A 21,932-nucleotide genomic window follows, 5' to 3' on the forward strand; every position below is an offset into this window, starting at 1 on the left:
GATGTATGTTGCAGTCAAGGGCGGCGAACGCGCCATCGATGCCGCACACCAGTGGCTCGCCGAAGAACGGCGCGGCGACACTGACGTGCCCGAAATGTCGGTCGCGCAGATCCGCGAGCAGATGAGGCTGGCCGTGAACCGGGTGATGGCCGAAGGATCGCTCTACGATCCCGACCTTGCCGCTTTGGCGATCAAGCAGGCACGCGGGGATCTGATCGAGGCGATCTTCCTGATCCGCGCCTACCGCACGACGCTGCCGCGCTTTGGCGCATCGCGTCCCGTCGACACCGACGCGATGGCGGTCGAACGCCGCGTGTCCGCCACCTTCAAGGACCTGCCTGGCGGGCAGATCCTTGGCCCGACCTTCGACTACACGCACCGTTTGCTGGATTTCAAACTCGCCGCCGAGGGTGAGGCGCCCGTAGCAGGCCGCGCCGACACCGGTGTCGGCCATGTGCCCCATGTCACCGGCTTCCTCAACCGTGAGGGGCTGATCGAGGAGCAACCTTCCAGCGACGACACCCCACCCGACCTGACGCGCGAGCCGCTGGAATTGCCTGCGAACCGCGCGCTGCGCCTTCAGGCACTGACCCGCGCGGACGAGGGGTTCACCCTTGGCCTCGCCTATTCCACGCAGCGCGGCTATGCGCGCAACCACGCCTTCGTCGGAGAGTTGCGCATCGGCGCGGTGGAGGTCGAGATGGACATCCCTGAGCTGGGGTTCGCCATTTCCATCGGCGAGGTGACGCTTACCGAATGCGAGACGGTGAACCAGTTCAAGGGCTCAAAGACCGAACCGCCGCAATTCACCCGCGGCTACGGGCTGGTGTTCGGCCAGACCGAGCGCAAGGCGATCTCGATGGCGCTGGTGGACCGCGCGCTGCGGTGGGAGGAGTTGGGCGAAGACAACGTCGGCGCGCCCGCGCAGGACGCCGAATTCGTCCTCTATCATTCGGACAACATCCAGGCGACGGGGTTTCTCGAGCACATCAAGCTGCCCCACTACGTCGATTTCCAGTCGGAACTAGAACTGGTGCGGAAACTGCGCCGGTCTGCCGGGGCGCAAGACCTGCAGGAGGCGGCGGAATGACCGAGCAGTCCTACAACTTTGCCTATCTCGACGAGCAGACCAAGCGGATGATCCGCCGCGCGATCCTCAAAGGGCTGGCGATCCCCGGATACCAGGTGCCATTCGCGTCGCGCGAGATGCCCACGCCTTACGGATGGGGCACCGGCGGCGTGCAGGTGTCTGCCGCGACACTTACACCGGACGACACTTTCAAGGTGATCGACCAGGGCGCGGATGACACGACGAACGCCGTGTCGATCCGGCGGTTCTTTGAACGCACGGCAGGGGTCGCTGTGACCACCAAGACGTCCGAGGCCACCGTGATCCAGACCCGCCACCGTATCCCCGAGGAGCCGCTGACCGAGGGGCAGATCCTGGTCTATCAGGTACCCATTCCCGAACCCCTGCGGTTTCTGGAACCGCGCGAGACCGAGACGCGCAAGATGCATGCGCTTGAGGAATACGGGCTGATGCACGTCAAGCTGTATGAAGACATCGCGCGGCACGGGCACATCGCTACCTCATATGCTTACCCTGTAAAGGTCGAGGAGCGCTACGTGATGGACCCCTCGCCGATCCCCAAGTTCGACAATCCGAAACTGGAGATGGCCGCGATCCAGCTGTTCGGCGCGGGCCGCGAACAGCGCATCTACGCGATCCCGCCTTACACCGGGATCGTCAGCCTCGATTTCGAGGATCACCCGTTCGAGCCGACCAAGGCCGATCATCCCTGCGGGCTGTGCGGGGCTGCAGACAGCTATCTCGACGAGGTCATCACCGACGACGCGGGCGGACGGATGTTCGTCTGTTCCGACACCGATTATTGCGAGAGCCGCCGCGCGCAAGGCCATCGCGGAAAGGACGCCGCATGACGCCGCTTCTGTCCGTCCACGGCCTGACCAAGCGCTATGGCGCGCACCTGGGCTGCGGCGACGTGTCGTTCGATCTGTTCCCCGGTGAGGTTCTGGGCATCGTCGGCGAATCCGGGTCGGGCAAGTCGACGCTGCTGAATTGCCTGGCCGGGCACCTGCCGCCCGACGCGGGGCAGGTGATCTTCGACACCCGCGCGGACGGCCAGCGCGACGTGCTTACGATGTCGGAACCCGAACGCCGGATGCTGGGGCGCACCGACTGGGCCTTTGTTCATCAGCACGCCCGCGACGGGCTGCGCATGGGCGTGTCGGCAGGCGGCAACGTGGGCGAACGGCTGATGGCCGTGGGGGCGCGGAACTACGGCGATATCCGCGACAGCGCCATCGACTGGCTGGGCCGCGTCGAGATCAGCGAAACCCGTGTCGACGATCGCCCCACGACGTTTTCGGGCGGGATGCAGCAACGGCTTCAGATCGCGCGCAACCTCGTGACCGGGCCACGGCTGGTGTTCATGGACGAACCCACCGGGGGCCTCGACGTCAGCGTGCAGGCTCGGCTGCTCGACCTTCTGCGCGGGCTGGTGCGCGACATGGGGCTGTCTGCCATCGTCGTCACGCACGATCTGGCGGTGGTGCGGCTGCTGGCGCACCGGCTGATGGTGATGAAGGACGGGCATGTGGTGGAACACGGGCTGACCGACCAGGTGCTCGACGATCCGCAGCATGCCTATACGCAGCTGCTCGTCTCAAGCGTGCTTCAGGTGTAAGGGGATGGCGATGATCGAGATCGACAACGTCAGCAAGAGCTTCACGCTGCACAATCAGGGCGGGGCCACCATCGAGGTGATGCGGGGCGCGTCGCTGTCCGTGGCGGCGGGCGAATGCGTGGCGCTGGTGGGCGCGTCGGGATCGGGCAAGTCCACCGTGATGCGGATGATCTACGGCAACTACCTTGCCGCGTCGGGGCGCATCGTCGTCGGCGGGCTGGACGTGGCCCGTGCCGCCCCGCGCGAGATCCTGTCGCTTCGTCGCGATACGTTGGGCTATGTCAGCCAGTTCCTGCGCGTGGTGCCGCGTGTGCCGACGCTGGACGTGGTCGCCGAACCCTTGCGCGCGGTCGGCGTGCCCGAGGACGAGGCGCGGGACCGCTCGGCGGCGATGCTCGCGCGGCTCAATGTGCCCGAAACGCTGTGGCACCTGTCGCCCACCACGTTTTCGGGTGGCGAACAGCAGCGCGTGAACATCGCGCGCGGCTTCATCCATGCCTATCCGGCGCTCTTGCTGGACGAGCCGACGGCAAGCCTTGATGGCGGCAACCGCGAGGTCGTGCTGTCGCTGATCGAAGAGGCCAAGGCGCGCGGCGCGGCCATCGTCGGCATCTTCCACGACGAGACGGCGCGCGCGCGGGTCTGCGACCGCGAGATCGACGTCACCGGCTTCTCGCCCCAGGCGGCGGCATGAGCGGACGCTTGATCGCCGTTGTCGGGCCGTCCGGTGTCGGCAAGGACAGCCTGATCGACGCTCTGGCGGCGCGGCGCCCCGCGTTGCACAAGGTCCGCCGCGTCATCACGCGCCCGCCCGAGGCAGGCGGCGAGGACCACGAGCCAGAGACCGAGGCAGGCTTTGCCGCCCGGCGCGCGGCAGGCGCGTTCTGCCTGAGTTGGGGCGCGCATGGCCTGTTCTACGGCATTCCGGCCGCCGTGCAGGCGCGCGTTGCCGCCGGGGGCGACGCCATCGTGAACCTGTCGCGCGGCGTGCTGGAGGAGGCAGGCCGCGCCTTTGACCGCCTTGTCGTGCTGAACGTCACCGCGACACCGGAAACGCTGGCCCGCCGCCTTGCCGGGCGCGGGCGCGAGGACGAGGCCGGGATCGCGCGCAGGCTGGCGCGCCGGGTGGACCTGCCGGGGCATCTGGACGTGCGCGACATTCCCAACGACGGCGCGCTTGCCGATGCTGTTGAGATGGCGTTGGCCAAGCTTTATCCGGTCAGGGCGTAACGATGGATCGTCTGGAACCTGCCATCCGCACGCTCTCCGACAAGCGCGATCGCGCCAAAGACATACGGCGTATCCAAGGCCGGCAGCGCCACGTCCAGGGCGGCCATTGCGCGGGCAGCGGTGCTGTCATCCACCCGGCCGCTCAGGGTCATGTGGAACCGGAATTCGTCCAGCACATAGGGATAGCCCCAGGCAGCCAGCAAATCCTCTTGCCGGTCGGTCAGACCGGCGGCGCGGCGGCGGGCCAGTTCCGCCTCGGACAGGGTCTCGCGGAAGCCGTCAAGCTCGGTCACGCAGGCGGCGGCCAGCGCGGCCAGCGCGGCGGTGTCGCCTTGCGGGACCAGCGCAAGGAACCGGCCAATCCGCCCCGGCGCCAGGCCGCCAACTCGAACCGGCGCGGTGCGGCGGGCAAGGTCCTGGGTCTCTTCGGCAAGTTGTTCTGCGGAGCGTCCTTCGGCCAGCCTGAACGGCGGCTTGAGCGTGCCGTGAAATCCGTATTTTCGCGGCGTGTCGGTGATCCGGCGCAACTCGTCGCCCAGCGGCGGCAGGTCGGGCTGTGGCACCTCGGCGCCCTGCGCTACATCCCACCCAAGCCATGCGGCCCCGAACGCGGCCAGCGGGCCGTCCGGCACGTAATAGATTGCATAGCGAGCGAATTCCGACATGAACACTTTCTCTCCGAGCGGATCAATGACCACGGCCAATGACGCTGGTGTGACACGCGAGACGGTTCTCGCCAATGCCGAGCTGGTGCTGCCGGACGCGGTGCTGCGCGGGCGGGTGACGGTGTCTGGCGGCAAGATCACGGACATCTCCGAGGGCGCAGCCGTGCCGCCGGGCGCCGAGGACATGGGCGGCGATTATCTGTTGCCCGGCCTTGTCGAATTGCACACCGACAACCTCGAGCGTCATATCGAGCCGCGCCCGGGCGTGCATCTGCCGCATGATGCCGCGATCCTTGCCCATGACGGAGAGCTTGCGTCTTGCGGGATCACGACGGTGTTCGACGCGATGCGTGTGGGGTCCGTGCTGTCCGACAAGGGCGGATACGCGAAATACGCGCGCGAGTTGGTGAGCGCGCTTCTGGACCTGCGCGCGGCGCAGGCGCTGCGGATCCGGCACCTGATCCACCTGCGCGCAGAGTGCTGCTCCGAGACGCTGGTCGAGGAAATGGCGGAGTTCGGCCCCGCCGACCGCATCGGTCTTGTCAGCCTGATGGACCACACGCCGGGCCAGCGCCAGTTCCGCGACATTGGCAAGCTGAAGGCGTATGTCATGGGCAAGAAATCAATGTCCGAGGCCGATTTCGTCGAGCATGTGGCGAACCTCAAGTCCTTGCGCGACCGCTTTGGCGAGGTGCACGAGGCCGCCGCCGTGTCCGAGGCCCGCCGCTATGGCGCGGTGCTGGCCAGCCACGACGACACCACCGCAGATCACGTCGCCACCTCCGGCGCGCACGGCGTGGCGCTTGCGGAATTCCCGACCACGGTCGAGGCGGCAGAGGCGTGCCGCGCGGCAGGCATCGCGATCATGATGGGCGCGCCGAACGTGATCCGGGGCGGCTCGCATTCCGGCAACGTCTCGGCGCTGGACCTTGCAGGCGCGGGGCTTCTGGACATCCTGTCGTCGGATTATGTGCCGTCCGGGCTGTTGCTGGCGGCGTTCCGGCTGGCCGCCCTGTGGGACGACCTGCCGCGCGCGATCCGCACCGTCACCGCTGCTCCCGCCGCCGCTGCGAACCTTGCGGACCGCGGCAGGATCGAGACCGGCCTGAAGGGCGATCTGATCCGCATCCGCCTGATGGGCGGCACCCCTGTGCACCGCGGCGCATGGGTCGGCGGCCAGCGCATCGCCTGAGGCGGTTTCGCCACAGGTTCGCGCAGGGATTGAAGGGCATTGCGCAATGGTCTTTCAGGCACAGCGCCCAGCCGTCTATGGTGCGTCTTGCCCGGGGGGGCATCTATCGGGTTCAAGACATGCGGCTTTCAGCCTTAATCCCCCTTTGCGCGGCGCTGTTGCTTGCGACGACAGCACATGGCTTTGACGGCAAGCAGACGCTAGGCACCGGACGCCAGTTCAACAACGACACCATCGGTGATGGCCGCGATCGCTGGCAGACCGGTTCCTATGTGGTCAGTGTCGTGCGCGGGCCCGAATGGTCTGGAGCGCTTCCGGACCGGATGGGCGAGATCGTGGAATACCGGTTCCGTGCCGCCCTTGCCGCCCCTGAAAGCCTGACAAACCCGCGCCCCGGCGACCGCCGCTATGCCGCGACCCTGTCGCTTGGCGCGCATACCCATTTCCAGAGCGGCGGCTTCGAGCATTCCGCGGGCATCGACATCGTCGGCATTGGGCCGATGACAGGCGTGCCCGGAATACAGACGCTGATCCATGATCTGTTCAACGGTCCCAGCCCGACCGCGGCGCAGGCGCTTCAGCTTGGCAATTCCTTGAACCCGACCGCCACTTTCGAGATCGGCCGCCCCATTGCCTTGGGTGAACGGGTCCGCATGCGTCCCTTCGTCGAGACGATCGCCGGGGTAGAGGTGCTGGCCCGTGCTGGCGTTGATTTCGAGATCGGACGGCTTGGCCTTGGCGACATGATGCTTCGCGATGTCGTCACTGGTCAGCGCTATCCCGGCGTGCGGTCCCCCGCCACCGGCTTTGGCCTGACGCTTGGCGCGGATTTCGCGGCGGTGTCGTCCAGCGCCTATTTCCCGGCCAGTCTTGGATACACCATTGCCGATACTCGCACTCGGCTGCGTCTGGGCCTGCGCACGCAGGGCAAACGGTTCGGCACCTTCTATGGCCTGACCTACCTCAGCCCCGAGTTTCAGGGGCAGAGGTCCGGGCAGCTCATCGGCTCGCTGAGGGTCAACGCAAAGTTCTGACGCGAGGCGGAAGAAACAGGATTCACAGTGCGATTCGCCCATGTTACAACGGGCTCAATAAAAAAAGAGCAGGCAGGCATACAGGCTATGAGGACGGGCTCGAAAGGCACGTTCGTCATACCCTGGTCGCAGACCGAGACCGACGGCCTTCGCGGCGCGCCCATCGCGTCGCTTTCAGAAGGTGCGTCCTGGTCATGGAACGGTCGTGCGGTCAGGGTGGACGGACCCACATCACTTCTGGTTCTGACCGGTTCCGAAGCGGTCGATACATTGCACCGGCGGGCTGCAGCAGCGGTAAAGCGGCGGCTTGGCGGGGTCGCTGACTTCGACGAGGCGCCACGGGCTGACCTGCCGGACGATCCGCTCGTAGGTGGCGGATTCTGCATCACGGACGGCTACCGGCAATATCGGGTGACGCTGATCGAGATGCCCGACGCAGAGCCGCTTGCCATGTTCGCGGGCGACATGCCCGACCAGGAAAGCGATCTGTGGATCAGCGACGTGTCGCTGCCCGAGGGCCATATCAACCGCATCACCGATACGGCGCGGTCGGTCATCTGCTTCACCCCGGGAACCCGGCTGGCCACCCCGGATGGCCCGCGCCTGGTGTCGGATCTTGCCGAAGGTGACCTGATCCTGACCAAGGACGACGGCCCGCAGCCGGTGCGCTGGATCGGCAGCCGCCGGATGAGCGGCGCGCGACTGTTCGCCCTGCCGGAACTGCGCCCGATCCGCATTCGCGGCAGCGCGCTGGGCGCCGATGTGCCCGATGCCGAACTGCTGGTGTCGCCCGATCACCGGATGTTGCTGCGCGGCACGATGGCCGAGGCGCTGTTCAACAGCCCCGAAGTGCTGGTGCGCGCCCGCGACATGGTGAACGACCGCACGATCACCGTGGACCATCGCCCGCAAAGCGTGACATACGTTCACATCCTGCTGGACCGGCATCAGGTGGTCTGGGCGAACGGCCTCGAATCCGAGACCTTCCACCCCGCCAGCACGCCCTTCGAAGCGATCGCGCCCGACCAGCGCGCAGCGCTTCTGGAACGGGCGCCGGATGTCGACCGGGATGCCAGCCTGTATGGCGGATTCGCCCGTCGGCTGCTGTCGGCGCCGGAAGCGGCGATCCTGACCGAAGCGATGCACTGGCGGCATTGACACCGGGGTCAGCCCCTTTATAAGCGCGCATCTCAGGCGGCCTTCGGGCTGCCTGTTCATATTGGTGTTGGTGGTCCCCGCAAGGGGAGCCCTGTCGGCCCCGGCCCCCGTGCCGGAGCAAAGGACAACGCCCTTCATGGCCTCCGCCCGGAGGCGCCCACAGAAGGAGACCAGACGGTGACAAAACGCACCTCTGCCAAGTACAAGATCGACCGCCGCATGGGCGAAAACATCTGGGGTCGTCCGAAGTCCCCGGTGAACCGCCGCGAATACGGCCCCGGCCAGCACGGCCAGCGCCGCAAGGGCAAGCTGTCGGACTACGGTATCCAGCTGCGCGCCAAGCAGAAGCTCAAGGGCTACTATGGCGACCTGACCGAAAAGCAGTTCCGCCGCATCTATGCCGAAGCCGAGCGTGTGCGCGGTGACACCGGCGAGAACCTGATCGGCCTGCTCGAGAGTCGCCTCGACGCCGTGGTCTACCGCGCGAAATTCGTGCCGACCGTGTTCGCCGCCCGCCAGTTCGTGAACCACAAGCATGTGCGCGTGAACGGCCAGATCGTGAACATCCCGTCCTACCGCGTGAAGGAAGGCGACGTGATCGAGGTCCGTGACCGCTCCAAGCAGCTGGCCGTGGTGCTTGAAGCCACCCAGTTGGCCGAGCGCGATGTGCCCGACTACCTCGAGGTCGACCACTCCAAGCTGACCGCGACCTTCGTGCGGACCCCGGGTCTTGGCGATGTGCCGTACCCGGTCCAGATGGAACCGAACCTCGTCATCGAATACTACGCGCAGAACTAAGCGTTTCGCGAGGGACAGTCGCAAGGGGGGTCGCACCGCAGGGTGCGACCCTTTTCGTTTTCAGGGGTGGCGGGATGACTCCCGCCCTACAGATGCGTCATGCTTTCGTGCTGCCCGTACCGGGGCCGCGCAGCCGCTCGGTCACTTTCGCCGCGCGCAAGGGCGGCAGGGTCGGGGCGTTGTCCTGCATCTGCCGCGCACGCGCTTCTGCGGTGCGGATCAGGTCCGGGATGTGCTGCGCCTCGGGCATGTTCTTCCAGTATTTGCGCGGCATTTCGGAGGTCATCGCGCCGATCTTGACGCGGGCAGGATTGAAGATGTTGCGGAAATACGTGCCCCACAGCGCCTCTGCGCCATCCTCGGGCAAGTCGGGTTTGGATTGGCCTTCTGAAAAGGACAGCGTCCCCTCCTCGAACCGTGCGGTCACGTCGCGGGTGACGATGACCCAATCCATGTCGCCGAAACGGCGAGTGAAGAACGGGGCGGTCGGTTCCACCGTGTGATGCGTCGGCTCGAACCAGGCGGCAAAGCGGCGGCGCGGTCCGTCCGCGCCAAGATCGCGGAAGCGCACGAAAGCCTTCATCTTGTGTGCACAGCGGTTGACGTTCTTCTCCATCGTCCGCAGCCGCTCCAGCCCTGCATCGCCGCGCGCGGACATCAGGCGGGGATCGTCCCGCACCCGCCATAGAAACGCATAGAGCCGCGCGAACCGCTCGGGGTCGGAATGCCAGACGACGCGGTTGGCCATCTCGAGGAACGCCTTTGGCACGGTCAGCGCGGGCGAGGGGGCTGGCGGCGCGGCGGGCTCGGCGAAGAGATCCCCCGCCGCACCGTCCCATGTCCACAGGACATCCTCGGGACGCACGCCGGCTGACAGCAGCCCCCGCGCCGCCTCGCGCCAGGCCGCTGCGGTGCCGATCCGGGGCAGGGCGATGCTGCGCATCAGAACAGCGACAACTGTTCGGGCGACGGCGCGAACCGCGCCCGCAGGTCCGCGCTGTCGGTCAGTGCCCCCGGGCTCCAGTCGCGCAGCGTGATGAACGGGCGGGCCTTCTTCAGGCCGGCGCCCATGCGCTGCAGATCGCCGTATCGCAGGGTCCGGTGGTGGCGTGTCGTCAGGATGCGGCCGACCGTCTTGGTGCCGAAGCCCGGCACCCGCAGCAGCGTCTCGCGCTCGGCGCGCTGCACGTCCACCGGGAACAGCCCGCGATGCGCCAGCGCCCAGGCCAGTTTCGGATCGATGTCGAGGTCGAGGTTGCCGCCCGCGCTGACGCCCGTGATCTCGTCCACCCCAAAGCCGTAAAAGCGCAGCAGCCAGTCGGCCTGATACAGCCGGTGTTCGCGCATCAGCGGCGGCTTGATGAGCGGAAGCCGCGCTGAGGAGTCGGGGATCGGCGAGAAGGCGGAATAATACACCCGCTTCAGCCGGAAATCGCCGTAAAGCCGGGCCGAATGGTTCAGGATCACGGCGTCGTTCGAACCATCGGCGCCGACGATCATCTGCGTCGATTGCCCGGCCGGGGCAAAGCGGGCAGGGCGCTTGCCGGTGTGGCTGCGGTCCTTGGACGCCAGCCGCCGCGCCTTGACGTCCCCCATCGCGTCCCGGATCGTCGCGGGGTTCTTTTCGGGCGCATAGGCGGCGACGGACGCGTCGGTGGGCAATTCGACGTTCACCGACAGCCGGTCGGCATAGAGCCCGGCCTGCGCGATCAACTCGGGCGCGGCGTCGGGGATGGTCTTGAGGTGGATGTAGCCCCGGAACTGCTCGCGCTCGCGCAGAAGGCGGGCGATCTGCACCATGTCCTCCATCGTCTTGTCGGGCGAACGGATAATGCCCGAGGACAGGAACAGCCCCTCGATATAGTTGCGCCGGTAGAATTCCGTCGTCAGGTGCACGACCTCTTCCGGGGTGAAGCGGGCGCGCGGGACATTCGACGAGACCCGGTTCACGCAGTAGACGCAGTCGTAGATGCAGAAATTCGTCATCAGGATCTTCAGCAGGCTGATGCAGCGCCCGTCGGGCGCATAGGCATGGCAGATGCCCGAGCCTTCGGTCGATCCCAGACCCTTGCCGTCGCGGCTGTCGCGCCGCGATGTGCCGGATGACGCGCAGGAGGCATCGTAGCGCGCAGCGTCGGACAGGATGGCAAGCTTGTCTTGAAGGGTCATCGGCATGATGTTCACATTATGTTCCTGCGCCGCCGCGTCAAGCGCCCGGCGCCACATCACGCTCACCTTGCCGTGCGGTTGGACGTCGCGGGTCGCAGCGGCTAGGTAGTCGCCCTGACAGCGCAGTACGGAAGGATCCTGACCTTGGCCGACATCGACCATCCCGTTCACGCCCGTATCGACGGGCCCATCGTGATCATCGGCTTCGGGTCGATCGGGCGCGGCACGCTGCCGCTGATCGAACGGCATTTCGACTTCGACGCCAAGAAGCTCACGGTGATCGAGCCGAACCCGAAGGTCGCCACGTTCCTGCGCCAACGCGGCATCGCCCATCTTCAGGTGGCGCTGACCCCGGACAATTACCGCGAAGTGCTGGGCGAGCTGTTCCCGGACGGCAAGGGGTTCTGCGTCAACCTGTCCGTCGATACCTCGTCGCTTGACCTGATGCGGTTCTGCCGCGAAATCGGGGTTCCCTACATCGACACCGTCGTCGAGCCCTGGGCGGGATTCTACTTCGACACCACCGACAATGCAGAGCGCACGAATTATGCGCTGCGGCAGGCGGTGCGGGACGAGAAGGCGCGCAATCCCGGCGGCACCACGGCGGTGTCCTGCTGCGGCGCCAATCCCGGCATGGTGTCGTGGTTCGTCAAGGAGGCGCTGCTGACGCTGGCGCGCGACACAGGGCGGGACGCGGCGGCGCCCAAGGACCGCAACGGCTGGGCCCGGCTGATGCAATCGCTGGGCGTCAAGGGCGTGCACATCGCCGAGCGCGACACCCAAGCCCGGCGCGAGCCGCGCCCGCGCGGCGTCTTCGTCAACACCTGGTCGGTCGAGGGCTTCATCGCGGAAGGGTTCCAGCCTGCGGAACTGGGCTGGGGCACGCATGAGACGTGGTTCCCCGAACTGGGCCACCGTCACGAGACAGGCTGCAGGGCGGGCATCTGGCTGGACCGCCCCGGCGCGATCACGCGGGTCCACAGCTGGTGTCCTACACCCGGACCGCAGTTCGGGTTCCTCGTGACCCACAACGAAGCGATCTCGATCGCCGACTACTACACGGTCGGCGACGCGGCCGCGCCCGAGTTCCGCCCGACCTGCCACTATGCCTATCACCCGTCCGACGACGCAGTCCTGTCGCTGCACGAGATGTTCGGATCGGGCCGCCAGCAGGAGCGGCACCATATCCTCGAGGAACACGAGATCGTCGAGGGCATCGATGAATTGGGCGTGCTGCTGTTCGGGCACGAGAAGAACGCGCTCTGGTATGGCTCGCGCCTGTCGAACGAGGAAACCAAGGCGCTGGCCCCCTACCAGAACGCGACCGGCCTGCAGGTGTCGTCTGCGGTGATCGCGGGCATGGTATGGGCGCTGGAGACCCCCGGCGCAGGGATCGTCGAGACCGACGAGATGGACCACGCGCGGTGCCTCGAGGTGCAGCGCCCGTATCTCGGGCCCGTCGAGGCGCATTACACCGACTGGACGCCGCTGCAGGACCGCTGGGAGCACTTTCCCGAGGACATCGACGAGAGCGATCCCTGGCAGTTCCGTAACGTGCTGGCGACGTGAGGACGGGGAGCGGCGCTTGGGGCCATCGAGGCCCCGCGCGCCGCATGGGGGCTCTGCCCCCAAACCCCCGGAGGTATTTGCAGACCAAAGATGGGGGCATGGCGGCGCCTTGGGGGCGGACACCGCGCAGGCGAGAGACGCGTGCGGCGTTGCCGCGATGTCGCGGCGCAGGGCCCGTGCGGCTTTGCCGCTTTTCCTGTGCGCGGCAGGCGGATAGAAGGCAGGACAAAGCACAGGTTCCCCAATGAGTGTCATCGTTCCCCAGCCCGGAATCCTCGATATCGCGCCCTATGTCGGCGGCCAGTCGTATTTGGCGGGCGTCGAGAACGTCGTGAAGCTGTCGTCGAACGAGAACCCGTTCGGCCCCAGCCCCAAGGCGATGGAGGCGTTCAGCCGGGCCGTGCGCCAGTTGCACCGCTATCCGTCCACAGATCATGCGAGCCTGCGCGCTGCGCTTGGCGAGGTGCACGGGATCGATGCGGGGCGCATCGTCTGTGGTGTCGGGTCGGACGAGATTCTGCATCTTCTGTGCCAGGCCTATGTCGGGCCGGGCGACGAGGTGGTTCACACCGAGCATGGCTTTGCGATCTACCGGATCGCTGCGCTGTCAGCGGGCGGCACGCCGGTGTCTGTGCCCGAGCGCGAGCGGGTGACGGACGTCGATGCCTTGCTGGCGGCCTGCACGCCGAAGACGAAGCTGGTGTTCATCGCCAACCCGAACAACCCGACCGGCACGATGATCGGGACCGGCGATCTGGCGCGGCTTGCAGACGGGCTGCCTGCGGGCGCGATGCTGGTACTGGACGGCGCCTATGCCGAGTATGTCGAAGGCTATGATGGCGGCATCGGCCTGATCGCCTCGCGCGGGAACGTGTTCATGACGCGCACGTTTTCCAAGCTCTACGGCCTTGGCGGCCTGCGGGTCGGCTGGGGTTATGGCCCGGCCGAGGTGATCGACGTGCTGAACCGCATTCGCGGGCCGTTCAACCTGTCCGAGGCGCAGCTTGCCGCCGCCGAGGCCGCGCTGCGCGACGATGAGCATATCCAGCGCAGCCTGAGCGAGAACACGCGCAACCGCGCCTGGCTGGCCGAGGCGCTGATGGAAAAGGGCGTGCCTTCCGATACATCTTGCGCGAATTTCGTGCTGGCCCGTTTTGCCAGTGCCGACGAGGCGCTGGCCTGCGATGCCTGGCTCAAGCAGGAGGGTCTGATCGTGCGCCCTGTCGCGAGCTACAACCTGCCGAACTGCCTGCGGATCACCGTCGGGGACGAGGCATCCTGCCGCCGGGTCGCCCATGCGATCGGGAATTTCAAGGATGTCGGCAGGTGAGCGTGATCTATGGCCGCGTCGCGCTGATCGGGCTTGGCCTGATCGCGGGGTCGATGGCCCATGCCGCCCGGCGCGCGGGGGCCGCGGGCGAGATCGTGGGCACCGCGCGGTCGCCCGAGACCCGCGCCATTGCCGAGGAGATCGGGCTTTGCGACCGGATCGTCGAAACGGCGGCCGAGGCGGTGAAGGACGCCGATCTTGTGGTGCTGGCCGTGCCGGTGGGGGTGATGGGCCGGGTCGCGGCCGAGATCGCACCGCATCTTGCGGAAGGCGCCACGGTCACCGACGTCGGGTCGGTCAAGAAGCATGTCATCGACGCGGTCGCGCCGCACATGCCGCATGGCGTGCATTTCATCCCCGGGCATCCGCTGGCGGGAACGGAACATTCCGGCCCGCGCTCGGGCTTTGCGGAACTGTTCGACAACCGCTGGTGCCTGCTGGTGCCGGATGAGGCGACGGACGCGGGCGCGCTTGACCGGCTGTCGCGGTTCTGGCGGGCGCTCGGCTCGAATGTCGAGACGATGGAGGCCGATCATCACGACCTGGTCCTTGCCGTCACCAGCCACACGCCGCACCTGATCGCCTACACCATGGTCGGGGTGGCGGACGATCTGCGGCGCGTCACCGACAGCGAGGTCATCAAGTTCTCGGCGGCGGGGTTTCGGGATTTCACCCGGATCGCCGCGTCGGATCCCACGATGTGGCGTGACGTGTTCCTGACGAACAAGGAGGCGACACTGGAAATCCTTGGGCGCTTCACCGAAGAGCTGTTCGCGTTGCAGCGGGCGATCCGCACCGGCGACGGGCAGCTGTTGCACGACTATTTCACCCGCACCCGCGCGATCCGGCGCGGGATCATCGAGGCGGGGCAGGATACCGACGCGCCCGACTTCGGGCGGGTGAAACGGGGCTGATGCGGCGGGGGTGGGCAACCCTGGCCGCGGCGGCCCTGCTTGCCGCCGGGGCCGCCGTGGCCGAGGCGCCGCTGCAATCCCCGGTTCCGGTGCTGCGCCCGGCGGCCCAGGCGGCAGAAGCGGCGGCCGATCCCGACCAGCGCGTCCTGCAGGCGGTCGAGGCGGCCATCGTCATCTCTCCCGTGCCGGTGCTGCGCCCCGAGGAGGGTGCAGCCGCGCAGCCTGCGCCGCCCGTTGCGCCCAAACCGGATGTGGTTCTGGCGGGGGGCGGCCCAGCCGTTCGGGTGTCGCCGCGCCCCGGGCCAAGGCCGCCGAACCTGCAGCGCCGGTCCGTGGTGCGCGCCTCGGGGATGCTCGTGCAGCCGCCACCGCCGCCGACGCGCACGCCGGGCCGGGTCACGGTCGTGTGCGGCGATCCGTCGATCATCGGTCAACCGATGGCGCCGATCCCGGGGCGTATCGCGGGGTGCCGCGTCGCGAACCCGGTGCGGGTGACGTCTGTCGGGGGCATTTCGCTGAGCCAGGCGGCGACGCTAGATTGCCCGACCGCGCAGGCCTTGCGAAGCTGGGTGGATGCGACGCTGAAGCCTTCGGTTGGGCGCCTGGGCGGGGGCGTCGCGTCGTTGCAGGTGGCGGCGCATTATTCCTGCCGGACGCGCAACAACCAGCCGGGTGCGAAGGTGTCCGAGCACGGGCGCGGCAAGGCCATCGACATCTCGGCGATCAACCTGCGCAACGGGCAGTCGCTGACGGTTCTGAAAGGATGGCGCGACGGGTCCATCGGCCCGGTGATGAAGCGCCTGCATTCTGGGGCCTGCGGGACCTTTGGCACAGTGCTTGGCCCCAATTCGGACCGTTTCCACCAGGATCATTTCCACTTTGACACGGCACGCCACGGCAACGGCGCCTATTGCCGGTGACGTCTCAGGCGTCTTGTGCCAGCCGCGATTCCATCACGTCGAAGGGCACGCCGGGCTGATCCTTGGCGCCCCGGATCACCAGTGAGGTCTTGACGCTGGCGACGTTCTCGGCCGCCGTAAGCTGCTCGGTCAGGAAGCTCTGGAAGGTGGACAGGTCGGGGGCGACGCATTTCAGGATGAAATCCACCTCGCCGTTCAGCATGTGGCATTCGCGGACAAGCGGCCAGTCGCGGCAGCGCTGTTCGAAGCGCGACAGGTCGGCCTCGGCCTGGCTGACCAGCCCGACCATCGCGAAGACCTGCACCTCGAAGCCCAGCTTTCGCGGGTCGACGTCGGCGTGATAGCCCTTGATGTATCCCTGTTCCTCAAGCGTGCGGACACGGCGCAGGCAGGGCGGGGCAGAGATGCCGACCCGCTTGGCCAGTTCGACATTGGTCATGCGGCCGTCGGCCTGCAGTTCCCGAAGAATCATCCTGTCGATGGGATCGAGTTTCGCGCCTGGCATGTCTGCTTTCCGGAAATTTGCGGAAAGCTACCCAGTTGGCACAGAAAGCGCAACAATATTTCGCCATTGCGCAATATCGTTATGGGCGCCCCCTGCGTCAGGACGCGGGGTTCCAGTTCGGCACGGCGCACCATATATCGGCGCGGAATGGAACATGCAGGACGAGGGGGCTTCAGGATGGCCGACACGCGACACGCCAAAGTGCTTATCATCGGGTCCGGCCCGGCGGGCTATACGGCTGCGGTCTATGCCAGCCGCGCGATGCTGGAGCCGGTGCTCGTGCAGGGCATCCAGCCGGGCGGCCAACTGACCATCACCACCGAGGTCGAGAACTGGCCGGGCGACACCGACGTGCAGGGCCCCGACTTGATGATCCGCATGGAAGAGCATGCGCGCGCCGTCGGCACCGACATCGTGTCCGACATCATCACCTCGGTCGATCTGTCGAGGCGCCCCTTCACCGCCATCGGCGACAGCGGCACCACCTACACCGCCGACGCGTTGATCCTTGCGACGGGTGCGCAGGCGAAATGGCTGGGCCTGCCGTCCGAGGAAAAGTTCAAAGGTTTCGGCGTGTCGGCCTGCGCGACCTGCGACGGGTTCTTCTATCGCGGCGCCGAGGTCGTGGTGATCGGCGGCGGCAACACGGCTGTCGAAGAGGCGCTGTTCCTGACCAACTTCGCGTCCAAGGTCACGCTGATTCACCGCCGCGACACCCTGCGGGCGGAAAAGATCCTGCAGAACCGGCTGTTCAAGAACCCCAAGGTCGAGTTGATGTGGAACCACTCGGTCGAGGAAGTGATCGGCGCGGACAATCCGCTGGGTGTCGAGGGCGTGCGCGCCCGCCATGTGGACACGGGCGAGATAACCGAAGTGCCGTGCAAGGGCTTTTTCGTCGCCATCGGCCACGCGCCTGCGTCGGAACTGGTCAAGGATCAGCTTGAAACGCACCACGGCGGGTATGTCGTGACAAAACCCGATTCAACCGCCACGTCGATCCCCGGCGTTTTTGCGGCGGGCGACCTGACCGACCACATCTACCGCCAGGCCGTCACCAGTGCCGGAATGGGCTGCATGGCCGCTCTGGAAGCCGAGAAGTTCCTTGCCGAGATGGAGGAAGACCCCGGCCCGGCCAAGGACGAGACGGCCCCGCTGGGCTACGGCGCGCCCGTCGAAGCCGGGCACTGAGCCGACGGCGCAGGGCCGGTCCGTCAGGGAAGCGTAACGATCCTCGCGCCCCGGTCCGTGGCGATCACGGTGTGTTCGTACTGCACGACCGGCGCGGCGGGTTCGCTGAACAGGGTCCATCCGTCCGGCCCGCCGTTGGCCCATAGCCCGCCCATCGACAGGAAGGGCTCCACCGTCAGCACAAGGCCCTTGCCGATCCGGCGGCGGTCCCCCTTGGTGGGCCATGTCGCGATCTCGCCCGGGTCTTCGTGCAGGGCGCGACCGACCCCGTGGCTGGCAAGGTTCCGGATCAGCGTGTAGCCACGCCTTGAGGCGAAGCGCCCGATGGCGTTGCCGATGCCCGACAGCGGCTTGCCGGAACGTGCCTCGGCGATGCCGATCTGCATGGCGCGCTTGCCGTCCTTGCACAGGCGGTCGAGGTGAGGCGCGACCTTGCCCACGCGAAAGGATGCGCCCGTGTCGGCGAAATAGCCGTTCTTCGACGCCGAGACGTCGATGTTCACCAGATCACCCTCGGCAATGATCCGGTCGCCCGGGATGCCGTGGGCGATTTCCTCGTTTACGCTGATGCAGGTGGCACCCGGAAAGTCATAGGTCGATTGCGGGGCCGACACGGCGTCCGCCCGTTCCAGAAACCTGCGCCCGATGTTATCCAGCTCGCGCGTTGTCATCCCCGGCTCCATGGCCTTTGCCATCGCGGCCATCGTCCGGGCGACAATCCGCCCGATGACTTCCATGCCTTCGAGTTCGTCCTGGTTCGTGATCGTCATGACTATGTCCTTGGTGCTTTCTGGCGACCGTAGCAGCGCACGCGCGGGATGTCCCGAGGGCCGGTTCGTCAGGACAACCTTGCCCTGCCTTCGCCATCTTTCCGTGTGACACCGCACCCGCTGCCCTTTGGCCGCCATGATGCGTCGCCAATCCGCAACATTACGTTCATCCGTGAACACACATCTTCCAATCCGCGTGCCGGTGTGACATATGTTCATCCGTGAACATAAATCCATGACCGAACCCGTGCCCGCAACAGCCCACGCTTCCTTGCCCGATGACGATACGCTCTTCCGCCTTCTGCGGCAGCTTGATGCTGCGCCTGCGGCCAGTCAGCGCGACATCGCCGAGGCGCTGGATGTCAGCCTTGGCCGCCTGAACGCGATCCTGCGCGCTGTGACAGAGGCGGGGCTTGTCCAGATCGGCAAGCGCGACAGTCCCGACAGGCGCCAGCGCTTTGCCTACGCCCTGACCGCGAAGGGGGCCGCCCGCAAGGCGCGGCTCGTAGACCGGTTCCTTGCCCGCAAACGCGCGGAATACAGCGCGCTTCATGCCGAATTGACCGGCACCGACGGTGCCCTTGCCCCTTCTCAACACAGGATGTTTTCCATGCAAAGCAACATGGCCCCCATTCCCGAACTCTATGTCTCTTACGAATCCGCCCAGAAGCTGAAGGTCGAGGCGGGCGATTTGCCGTCCTGGGACCTGACGCCGCGCCAGATCTGCGATCTGGAATTGTTGATGAACGGCGGCTTCTATCCGCTCAAGGGCTTCCTGTCGGAGGCGGATTATGACGGCGTCGTCGAGGATATGCGCCTGTCTGACGGCGCGCTCTGGCCGATGCCGATCACGCTCGATATTTCCGAGAAGTTCGCCGAAACCATCGAAGCAGGGCAGGACATCGCCCTGCGCGATCAGGAAGGCGTGATCCTTGCGATCCTGTCGGTCACCGACAAATGGGTGCCGAACAAGGACCGCGAGGCCGAAAAGGTCTACGGGGCGAACGACCTTGCGCACCCGGCGGTGAACTACCTGCACCACAAGGCGGGAAAGGTGTATCTGGGCGGTCCGATCACCGGCATCCAGCAGCCCGTGCACTATGATTTCAAGGCCCGCCGCGACACCCCGAACGAATTGCGCGCCTATTTCCGCAAACTGGGCTGGCGCCGCGTCGTCGCCTTCCAGACCCGCAACCCGCTGCACCGCGCGCATCAGGAACTGACCTTCCGCGCCGCGAAAGAGGCGCAGGCGAACCTTCTGATCCATCCGGTCGTCGGCATGACCAAGCCGGGCGACGTCGATCACTTCACCCGCGTGCGCTGCTACGAGGCGGTGCTGGACAAGTATCCGCAGGCCACCACCACGATGAGCCTTCTGAACCTTGCCATGCGCATGGCCGGCCCGCGCGAAGCGGTGTGGCACGGGCTGATCCGCAAGAACCACGGCTGCACGCATTTCATCGTCGGGCGCGATCACGCGGGCCCGGGCAAGAACAGCGCGGGTCAGGATTTCTACGGCCCCTATGACGCGCAAACGCTGTTCAAGGAGCATCAGGACGAGATCGGCCTGACCATGGTCGATTTCAAGCACATGGTCTACGTGCAGGAGAAGGCGCAGTATTACCCCGCGAACGAAGTGCCCGAAGGCGACACCGTCCTCGACATCTCGGGCACCGAGCTGCGCCGCCGCCTGCGCGAGGGGCTGGAGATTCCCGAATGGTTCTCGTTCCCCGAAGTCGTGCGCGAACTTCGCCGCACCTCGCCGCCGCGCGCGCAACAGGGGTTCACGGTGTTCTTTACCGGCTTCTCGGGTTCGGGCAAGTCGACCATCGCCAACGCGCTGATGGTCAAGCTGATGGAGATGGGCGGCCGTCCCGTGACGCTTCTTGACGGCGACGTGGTGCGCAAGAACCTGTCGTCCGAGCTTGGCTTCTCCAAGGAACACCGCGACCTGAACATCCGCCGGATCGGGTTCGTTGCGTCCGAGATCACCAAGAACGGCGGCATCGCCATCTGTGCCCCCATCGCGCCCTACGCCTCGACCCGCCGGGCCGTGCGCGAGGACATCGAAGCCTTCGGCGCCTTCGTCGAGGTGCATGTCGCAACCTCTATCGAGGAATGCGAGCGCCGTGACCGCAAAGGCCTCTACAAGCTGGCGCGCGAGGGCAAGATCAAGGAATTCACCGGCATCAGCGACCCCTATGACGTGCCCGAGCACCCCGAGATCCGACTCGACACAGAAGGCACCGACGTCGACCATTGCGCGCATCAGGTGCTACTGAAGCTGGAAAGCATGGGTCTGGTCGCAAGCCAGACGTTCTGAACGGCGTAGCTGAAGGCCTGGATCACGAGAGGCGCGGGACCTGCCGCGCCTCGCCATTCGGATAGAAATGTATCCGAATGGCCACATTTCTGCCGCAATTCAGGGTTGCTCCAAAATTTACGGCGCATCGTGACCCGAAGTAAAGCTAACTGCCTGTAATTGCCCCCAAACATTACAGGTCATCTCAATGCGATCCGTTCTCTCCCTTGCCGCTGCTGCCCTTCTTTGCGCCGCTGTTCCCGCTGCTGCGCAGACCTGTGCGGGAGGCACTTTCAATATTAATGCGCGTGGCCCGATGGACAGCGCCAAGATCTCATTCAATCTTTCGAATGCCAGCTTCGGCGCGAATGCAGGTTTCGACGTGCAGGTGGGAACCCCCGCCGAATTTACGTCGGTCCGAATCACGGTCGAGGGCAAGCGGGTGTGTGACGGTGTAATGGAATGCAACGGTGCGAAGTTCACGGCCCCCGAGGCAATGGGACCTGTGACGCTCGGCATCGAGGTAACCCGCGTCGAAAATGCGGGCGCGGGACAAGTCACCTTGGCGTGTTTTGGCACCGATGGCGTTCCGGTGGGGTCAACGGGAAACAACTCCTCCTCTTCCTCCTCCAGCAGCTCCACCACCCAGACCACCAACACGACGCTTGCGGCGGGCGGCGCGGCGGGCGGGGCGATCGGGGGTGCCATCGGTGCCGCGCTGGGCGGCGGCGGGGGCGGCGTGCAGGCCACGCGCGACAGCTTTAGGTTTTCGACGCAAGGCGTGGGCGATCTGTCGCGCGGCTGGGATGCCTGGATCATCGGGCAGGGCCGCATCTTTGGCGGCAGCCTGTCGGGCGGCGGTTTCGAAGGCACAGTTGGCGCGCATGTCAATGCAGGGCCGAACGCCAAGATCGGTGTCCTGCTGTCCTACGGCGATTATTCCATCACCCAAGGCGCCACCACGACCAACACGAGCGCCTTGACCTACGGCCCGTATTTCAAACTGGCGATCAGCCCGCGCTACCAGCTTGATGGCTATCTCGCCTTTGCCACGCCCAGCTACACCACAGGCGCGGTCAGCTATACGGCGGCGCGGACCATCGGCGGGCTGAACGTGCGGGCGCGCTATGACATCGGCGGGATCGAGATCGACAGCTTCCTCGGGCTGCGTGGCTTCTCCGAGGCGTTGCCAGCCGCGTCGGGTGCGGCGCGCACGATCACCAGCTACACCGGGTCAATCGGCTCGAAGGCCAAGTTCAACCCCGGCGCGCCGCTGCGGCCCTACGTCAGCCTCGCGGGGGAATACAACAGCTTTTCCAACGGCTTGGGAACAACCACCGACAGTCTCGCGCCAAGGCTCGGCCTCGGCGTGGACTACACCGGCGCCGCCGGAAACCTGTCGGTCAATCTGGACGGCGGCCAGTTGTTCCAGGGCGCACAGGACTACGGGTTCGGCGTGACCTACGAGACCAGCTGGTAG

The 21,932-nt window shown here is 66.3% G+C and carries 20 protein-coding genes and 1 pseudogene; 16 read left to right on the forward strand and 5 right to left on the reverse strand.

What is annotated here, in order from left to right; translation table 11 throughout:
* The first annotated feature begins 1 nt into the window (after position 1).
* From KTJ87_RS02375 to phnN, 5 genes are read left to right on the forward strand one after another with little or no spacing between them, the layout of a single operon-like run.
* The gene (locus tag KTJ87_RS02375; protein WP_267137459.1) at positions 2–1,090 is read left to right on the forward strand and encodes a carbon-phosphorus lyase complex subunit PhnI; all 1,089 of its coding nucleotides are present in this window, start codon (positions 2–4) and stop codon (positions 1,088–1,090) included.
* Positions 1,087–1,941 (forward strand): alpha-D-ribose 1-methylphosphonate 5-phosphate C-P-lyase PhnJ, encoded by an 855-nt coding sequence (locus tag KTJ87_RS02380; RefSeq protein WP_267137460.1) that lies wholly within the window; start codon positions 1,087–1,089, stop codon positions 1,939–1,941. The genes KTJ87_RS02375 and KTJ87_RS02380 overlap by 4 nt, the downstream gene beginning before the upstream one ends.
* The gene (gene phnK, locus KTJ87_RS02385) at positions 1,938–2,708 is read left to right on the forward strand and encodes a phosphonate C-P lyase system protein PhnK (RefSeq protein WP_267137461.1); all 771 of its coding nucleotides are present in this window, start codon (positions 1,938–1,940) and stop codon (positions 2,706–2,708) included. The genes KTJ87_RS02380 and phnK overlap by 4 nt, the downstream gene beginning before the upstream one ends.
* A 10-nt stretch (positions 2,709–2,718) precedes the next feature.
* On the forward strand, positions 2,719–3,402 hold the full coding sequence (gene phnL, locus KTJ87_RS02390) for a phosphonate C-P lyase system protein PhnL (protein ID WP_267137462.1): 684 nt from the start codon (positions 2,719–2,721) through the stop codon (positions 3,400–3,402).
* Positions 3,399–3,938, forward strand: a complete 540-nt coding sequence (gene phnN / locus KTJ87_RS02395; protein WP_267137463.1) for a phosphonate metabolism protein/1,5-bisphosphokinase (PRPP-forming) PhnN — start codon at positions 3,399–3,401, stop codon at positions 3,936–3,938. Before phnL ends, phnN begins: the two co-directional genes overlap by 4 nt.
* On the opposite strand, the gene KTJ87_RS02400 is transcribed toward phnN, so the two are convergent.
* On the reverse strand, positions 3,920–4,603 hold the full coding sequence (locus KTJ87_RS02400) for a DUF1045 domain-containing protein (RefSeq protein ID WP_267137464.1): 684 nt from the start codon (positions 4,601–4,603) through the stop codon (positions 3,920–3,922). The two genes, phnN and KTJ87_RS02400, sit on opposite strands and share 19 nt — an antisense overlap.
* A gap of 25 nt (positions 4,604–4,628) precedes the next feature.
* Here KTJ87_RS02400 and KTJ87_RS02405 point away from each other — a divergent pair, with 25 nt between their 5' ends.
* From KTJ87_RS02405 to rpsD, 4 genes are all read left to right on the forward strand, one after another.
* On the forward strand, positions 4,629–5,795 hold the full coding sequence (locus KTJ87_RS02405) for an alpha-D-ribose 1-methylphosphonate 5-triphosphate diphosphatase (protein WP_267137465.1): 1,167 nt from the start codon (positions 4,629–4,631) through the stop codon (positions 5,793–5,795).
* A 119-nt stretch (positions 5,796–5,914) separates the two neighbouring features.
* The gene (locus KTJ87_RS02410) at positions 5,915–6,829 is read left to right on the forward strand and encodes a lipid A-modifier LpxR family protein (RefSeq protein WP_267137466.1); all 915 of its coding nucleotides are present in this window, start codon (positions 5,915–5,917) and stop codon (positions 6,827–6,829) included.
* A gap of 216 nt (positions 6,830–7,045) precedes the next feature.
* Positions 7,046–7,987, forward strand: a complete 942-nt coding sequence (locus KTJ87_RS02415; protein ID WP_323371591.1) for a Hint domain-containing protein — start codon at positions 7,046–7,048, stop codon at positions 7,985–7,987.
* Between the two features lie 177 nt (positions 7,988–8,164).
* Positions 8,165–8,785, forward strand: a complete 621-nt coding sequence (gene rpsD / locus KTJ87_RS02420; protein WP_267137468.1) for a 30S ribosomal protein S4 — start codon at positions 8,165–8,167, stop codon at positions 8,783–8,785.
* 130 nt (positions 8,786–8,915) lie between these two features.
* Here rpsD and KTJ87_RS02425 read toward each other — a convergent pair.
* Positions 8,916–9,728, reverse strand: a pseudogene (locus tag KTJ87_RS02425) (TIGR03915 family putative DNA repair protein); the annotation flags it as partial.
* Complete coding sequence (locus KTJ87_RS02430) at positions 9,728–10,954, reverse strand: putative DNA modification/repair radical SAM protein (RefSeq protein WP_267137921.1); 1,227 nt, start codon at positions 10,952–10,954, stop codon at positions 9,728–9,730. The pseudogene KTJ87_RS02425 and the gene KTJ87_RS02430, both read right to left, overlap by 1 nt.
* Positions 10,955–11,107: 153 nt before the next feature.
* Here KTJ87_RS02430 and KTJ87_RS02435 point away from each other — a divergent pair, with 153 nt between their 5' ends.
* The 4 genes from KTJ87_RS02435 to KTJ87_RS02450 all read left to right on the forward strand — a co-directional run bounded on the left by KTJ87_RS02435 (position 11,108) and on the right by KTJ87_RS02450 (position 15,687).
* Positions 11,108–12,523, forward strand: coding sequence for a homospermidine synthase (locus tag KTJ87_RS02435; RefSeq protein ID WP_407650466.1), 1,416 nt, complete (start codon positions 11,108–11,110; stop codon positions 12,521–12,523).
* A 244-nt stretch (positions 12,524–12,767) separates the two neighbouring features.
* Positions 12,768–13,853: a histidinol-phosphate transaminase gene (gene hisC, locus KTJ87_RS02440; protein ID WP_267137470.1), complete on the forward strand. Its 1,086-nt coding sequence runs from the start codon at positions 12,768–12,770 to the stop codon at positions 13,851–13,853.
* The gene (locus KTJ87_RS02445; protein WP_267137471.1) at positions 13,850–14,767 is read left to right on the forward strand and encodes a prephenate/arogenate dehydrogenase family protein; all 918 of its coding nucleotides are present in this window, start codon (positions 13,850–13,852) and stop codon (positions 14,765–14,767) included. Before hisC ends, KTJ87_RS02445 begins: the two co-directional genes overlap by 4 nt.
* Positions 14,767–15,687, forward strand: coding sequence for an extensin-like domain-containing protein (locus tag KTJ87_RS02450; protein WP_267137472.1), 921 nt, complete (start codon positions 14,767–14,769; stop codon positions 15,685–15,687). Before KTJ87_RS02445 ends, KTJ87_RS02450 begins: the two co-directional genes overlap by 1 nt.
* Before the next feature lie 4 nt (positions 15,688–15,691).
* On the opposite strand, the gene KTJ87_RS02455 is transcribed toward KTJ87_RS02450, so the two are convergent.
* Positions 15,692–16,192, reverse strand: coding sequence for an Lrp/AsnC family transcriptional regulator (locus tag KTJ87_RS02455; RefSeq protein ID WP_267137473.1), 501 nt, complete (start codon positions 16,190–16,192; stop codon positions 15,692–15,694).
* Positions 16,193–16,369: 177 nt separating this feature from the next.
* Between KTJ87_RS02455 and trxB the strand changes: the two genes are divergently transcribed.
* Positions 16,370–17,380 carry a thioredoxin-disulfide reductase gene (gene trxB, locus KTJ87_RS02460; RefSeq protein ID WP_267137474.1) on the forward strand — a complete coding sequence of 337 codons (1,011 nt, stop codon included), beginning with the start codon at positions 16,370–16,372 and terminating at the stop codon, positions 17,378–17,380.
* Positions 17,381–17,403: 23 nt separating this feature from the next.
* Here the strand turns inward: trxB and map are convergent, their stop codons facing one another.
* Positions 17,404–18,150, reverse strand: coding sequence for a type I methionyl aminopeptidase (gene map / locus KTJ87_RS02465; RefSeq protein ID WP_267137475.1), 747 nt, complete (start codon positions 18,148–18,150; stop codon positions 17,404–17,406).
* A 235-nt stretch (positions 18,151–18,385) separates the two neighbouring features.
* Here map and KTJ87_RS02470 point away from each other — a divergent pair, with 235 nt between their 5' ends.
* Positions 18,386–20,473 carry a bifunctional sulfate adenylyltransferase/adenylylsulfate kinase gene (locus tag KTJ87_RS02470; RefSeq protein ID WP_267137476.1) on the forward strand — a complete coding sequence of 696 codons (2,088 nt, stop codon included), beginning with the start codon at positions 18,386–18,388 and terminating at the stop codon, positions 20,471–20,473.
* Positions 20,474–20,768: 295 nt separating this feature from the next.
* On the forward strand, positions 20,769–21,932 hold the full coding sequence (locus KTJ87_RS02475; protein WP_267137477.1) for a hypothetical protein: 1,164 nt from the start codon (positions 20,769–20,771) through the stop codon (positions 21,930–21,932).

This window comes from Anianabacter salinae, assembly GCF_019061145.1.
GTDB classification, from domain to species: domain Bacteria; phylum Pseudomonadota; class Alphaproteobacteria; order Rhodobacterales; family Rhodobacteraceae; genus Anianibacter; species Anianibacter salinarum.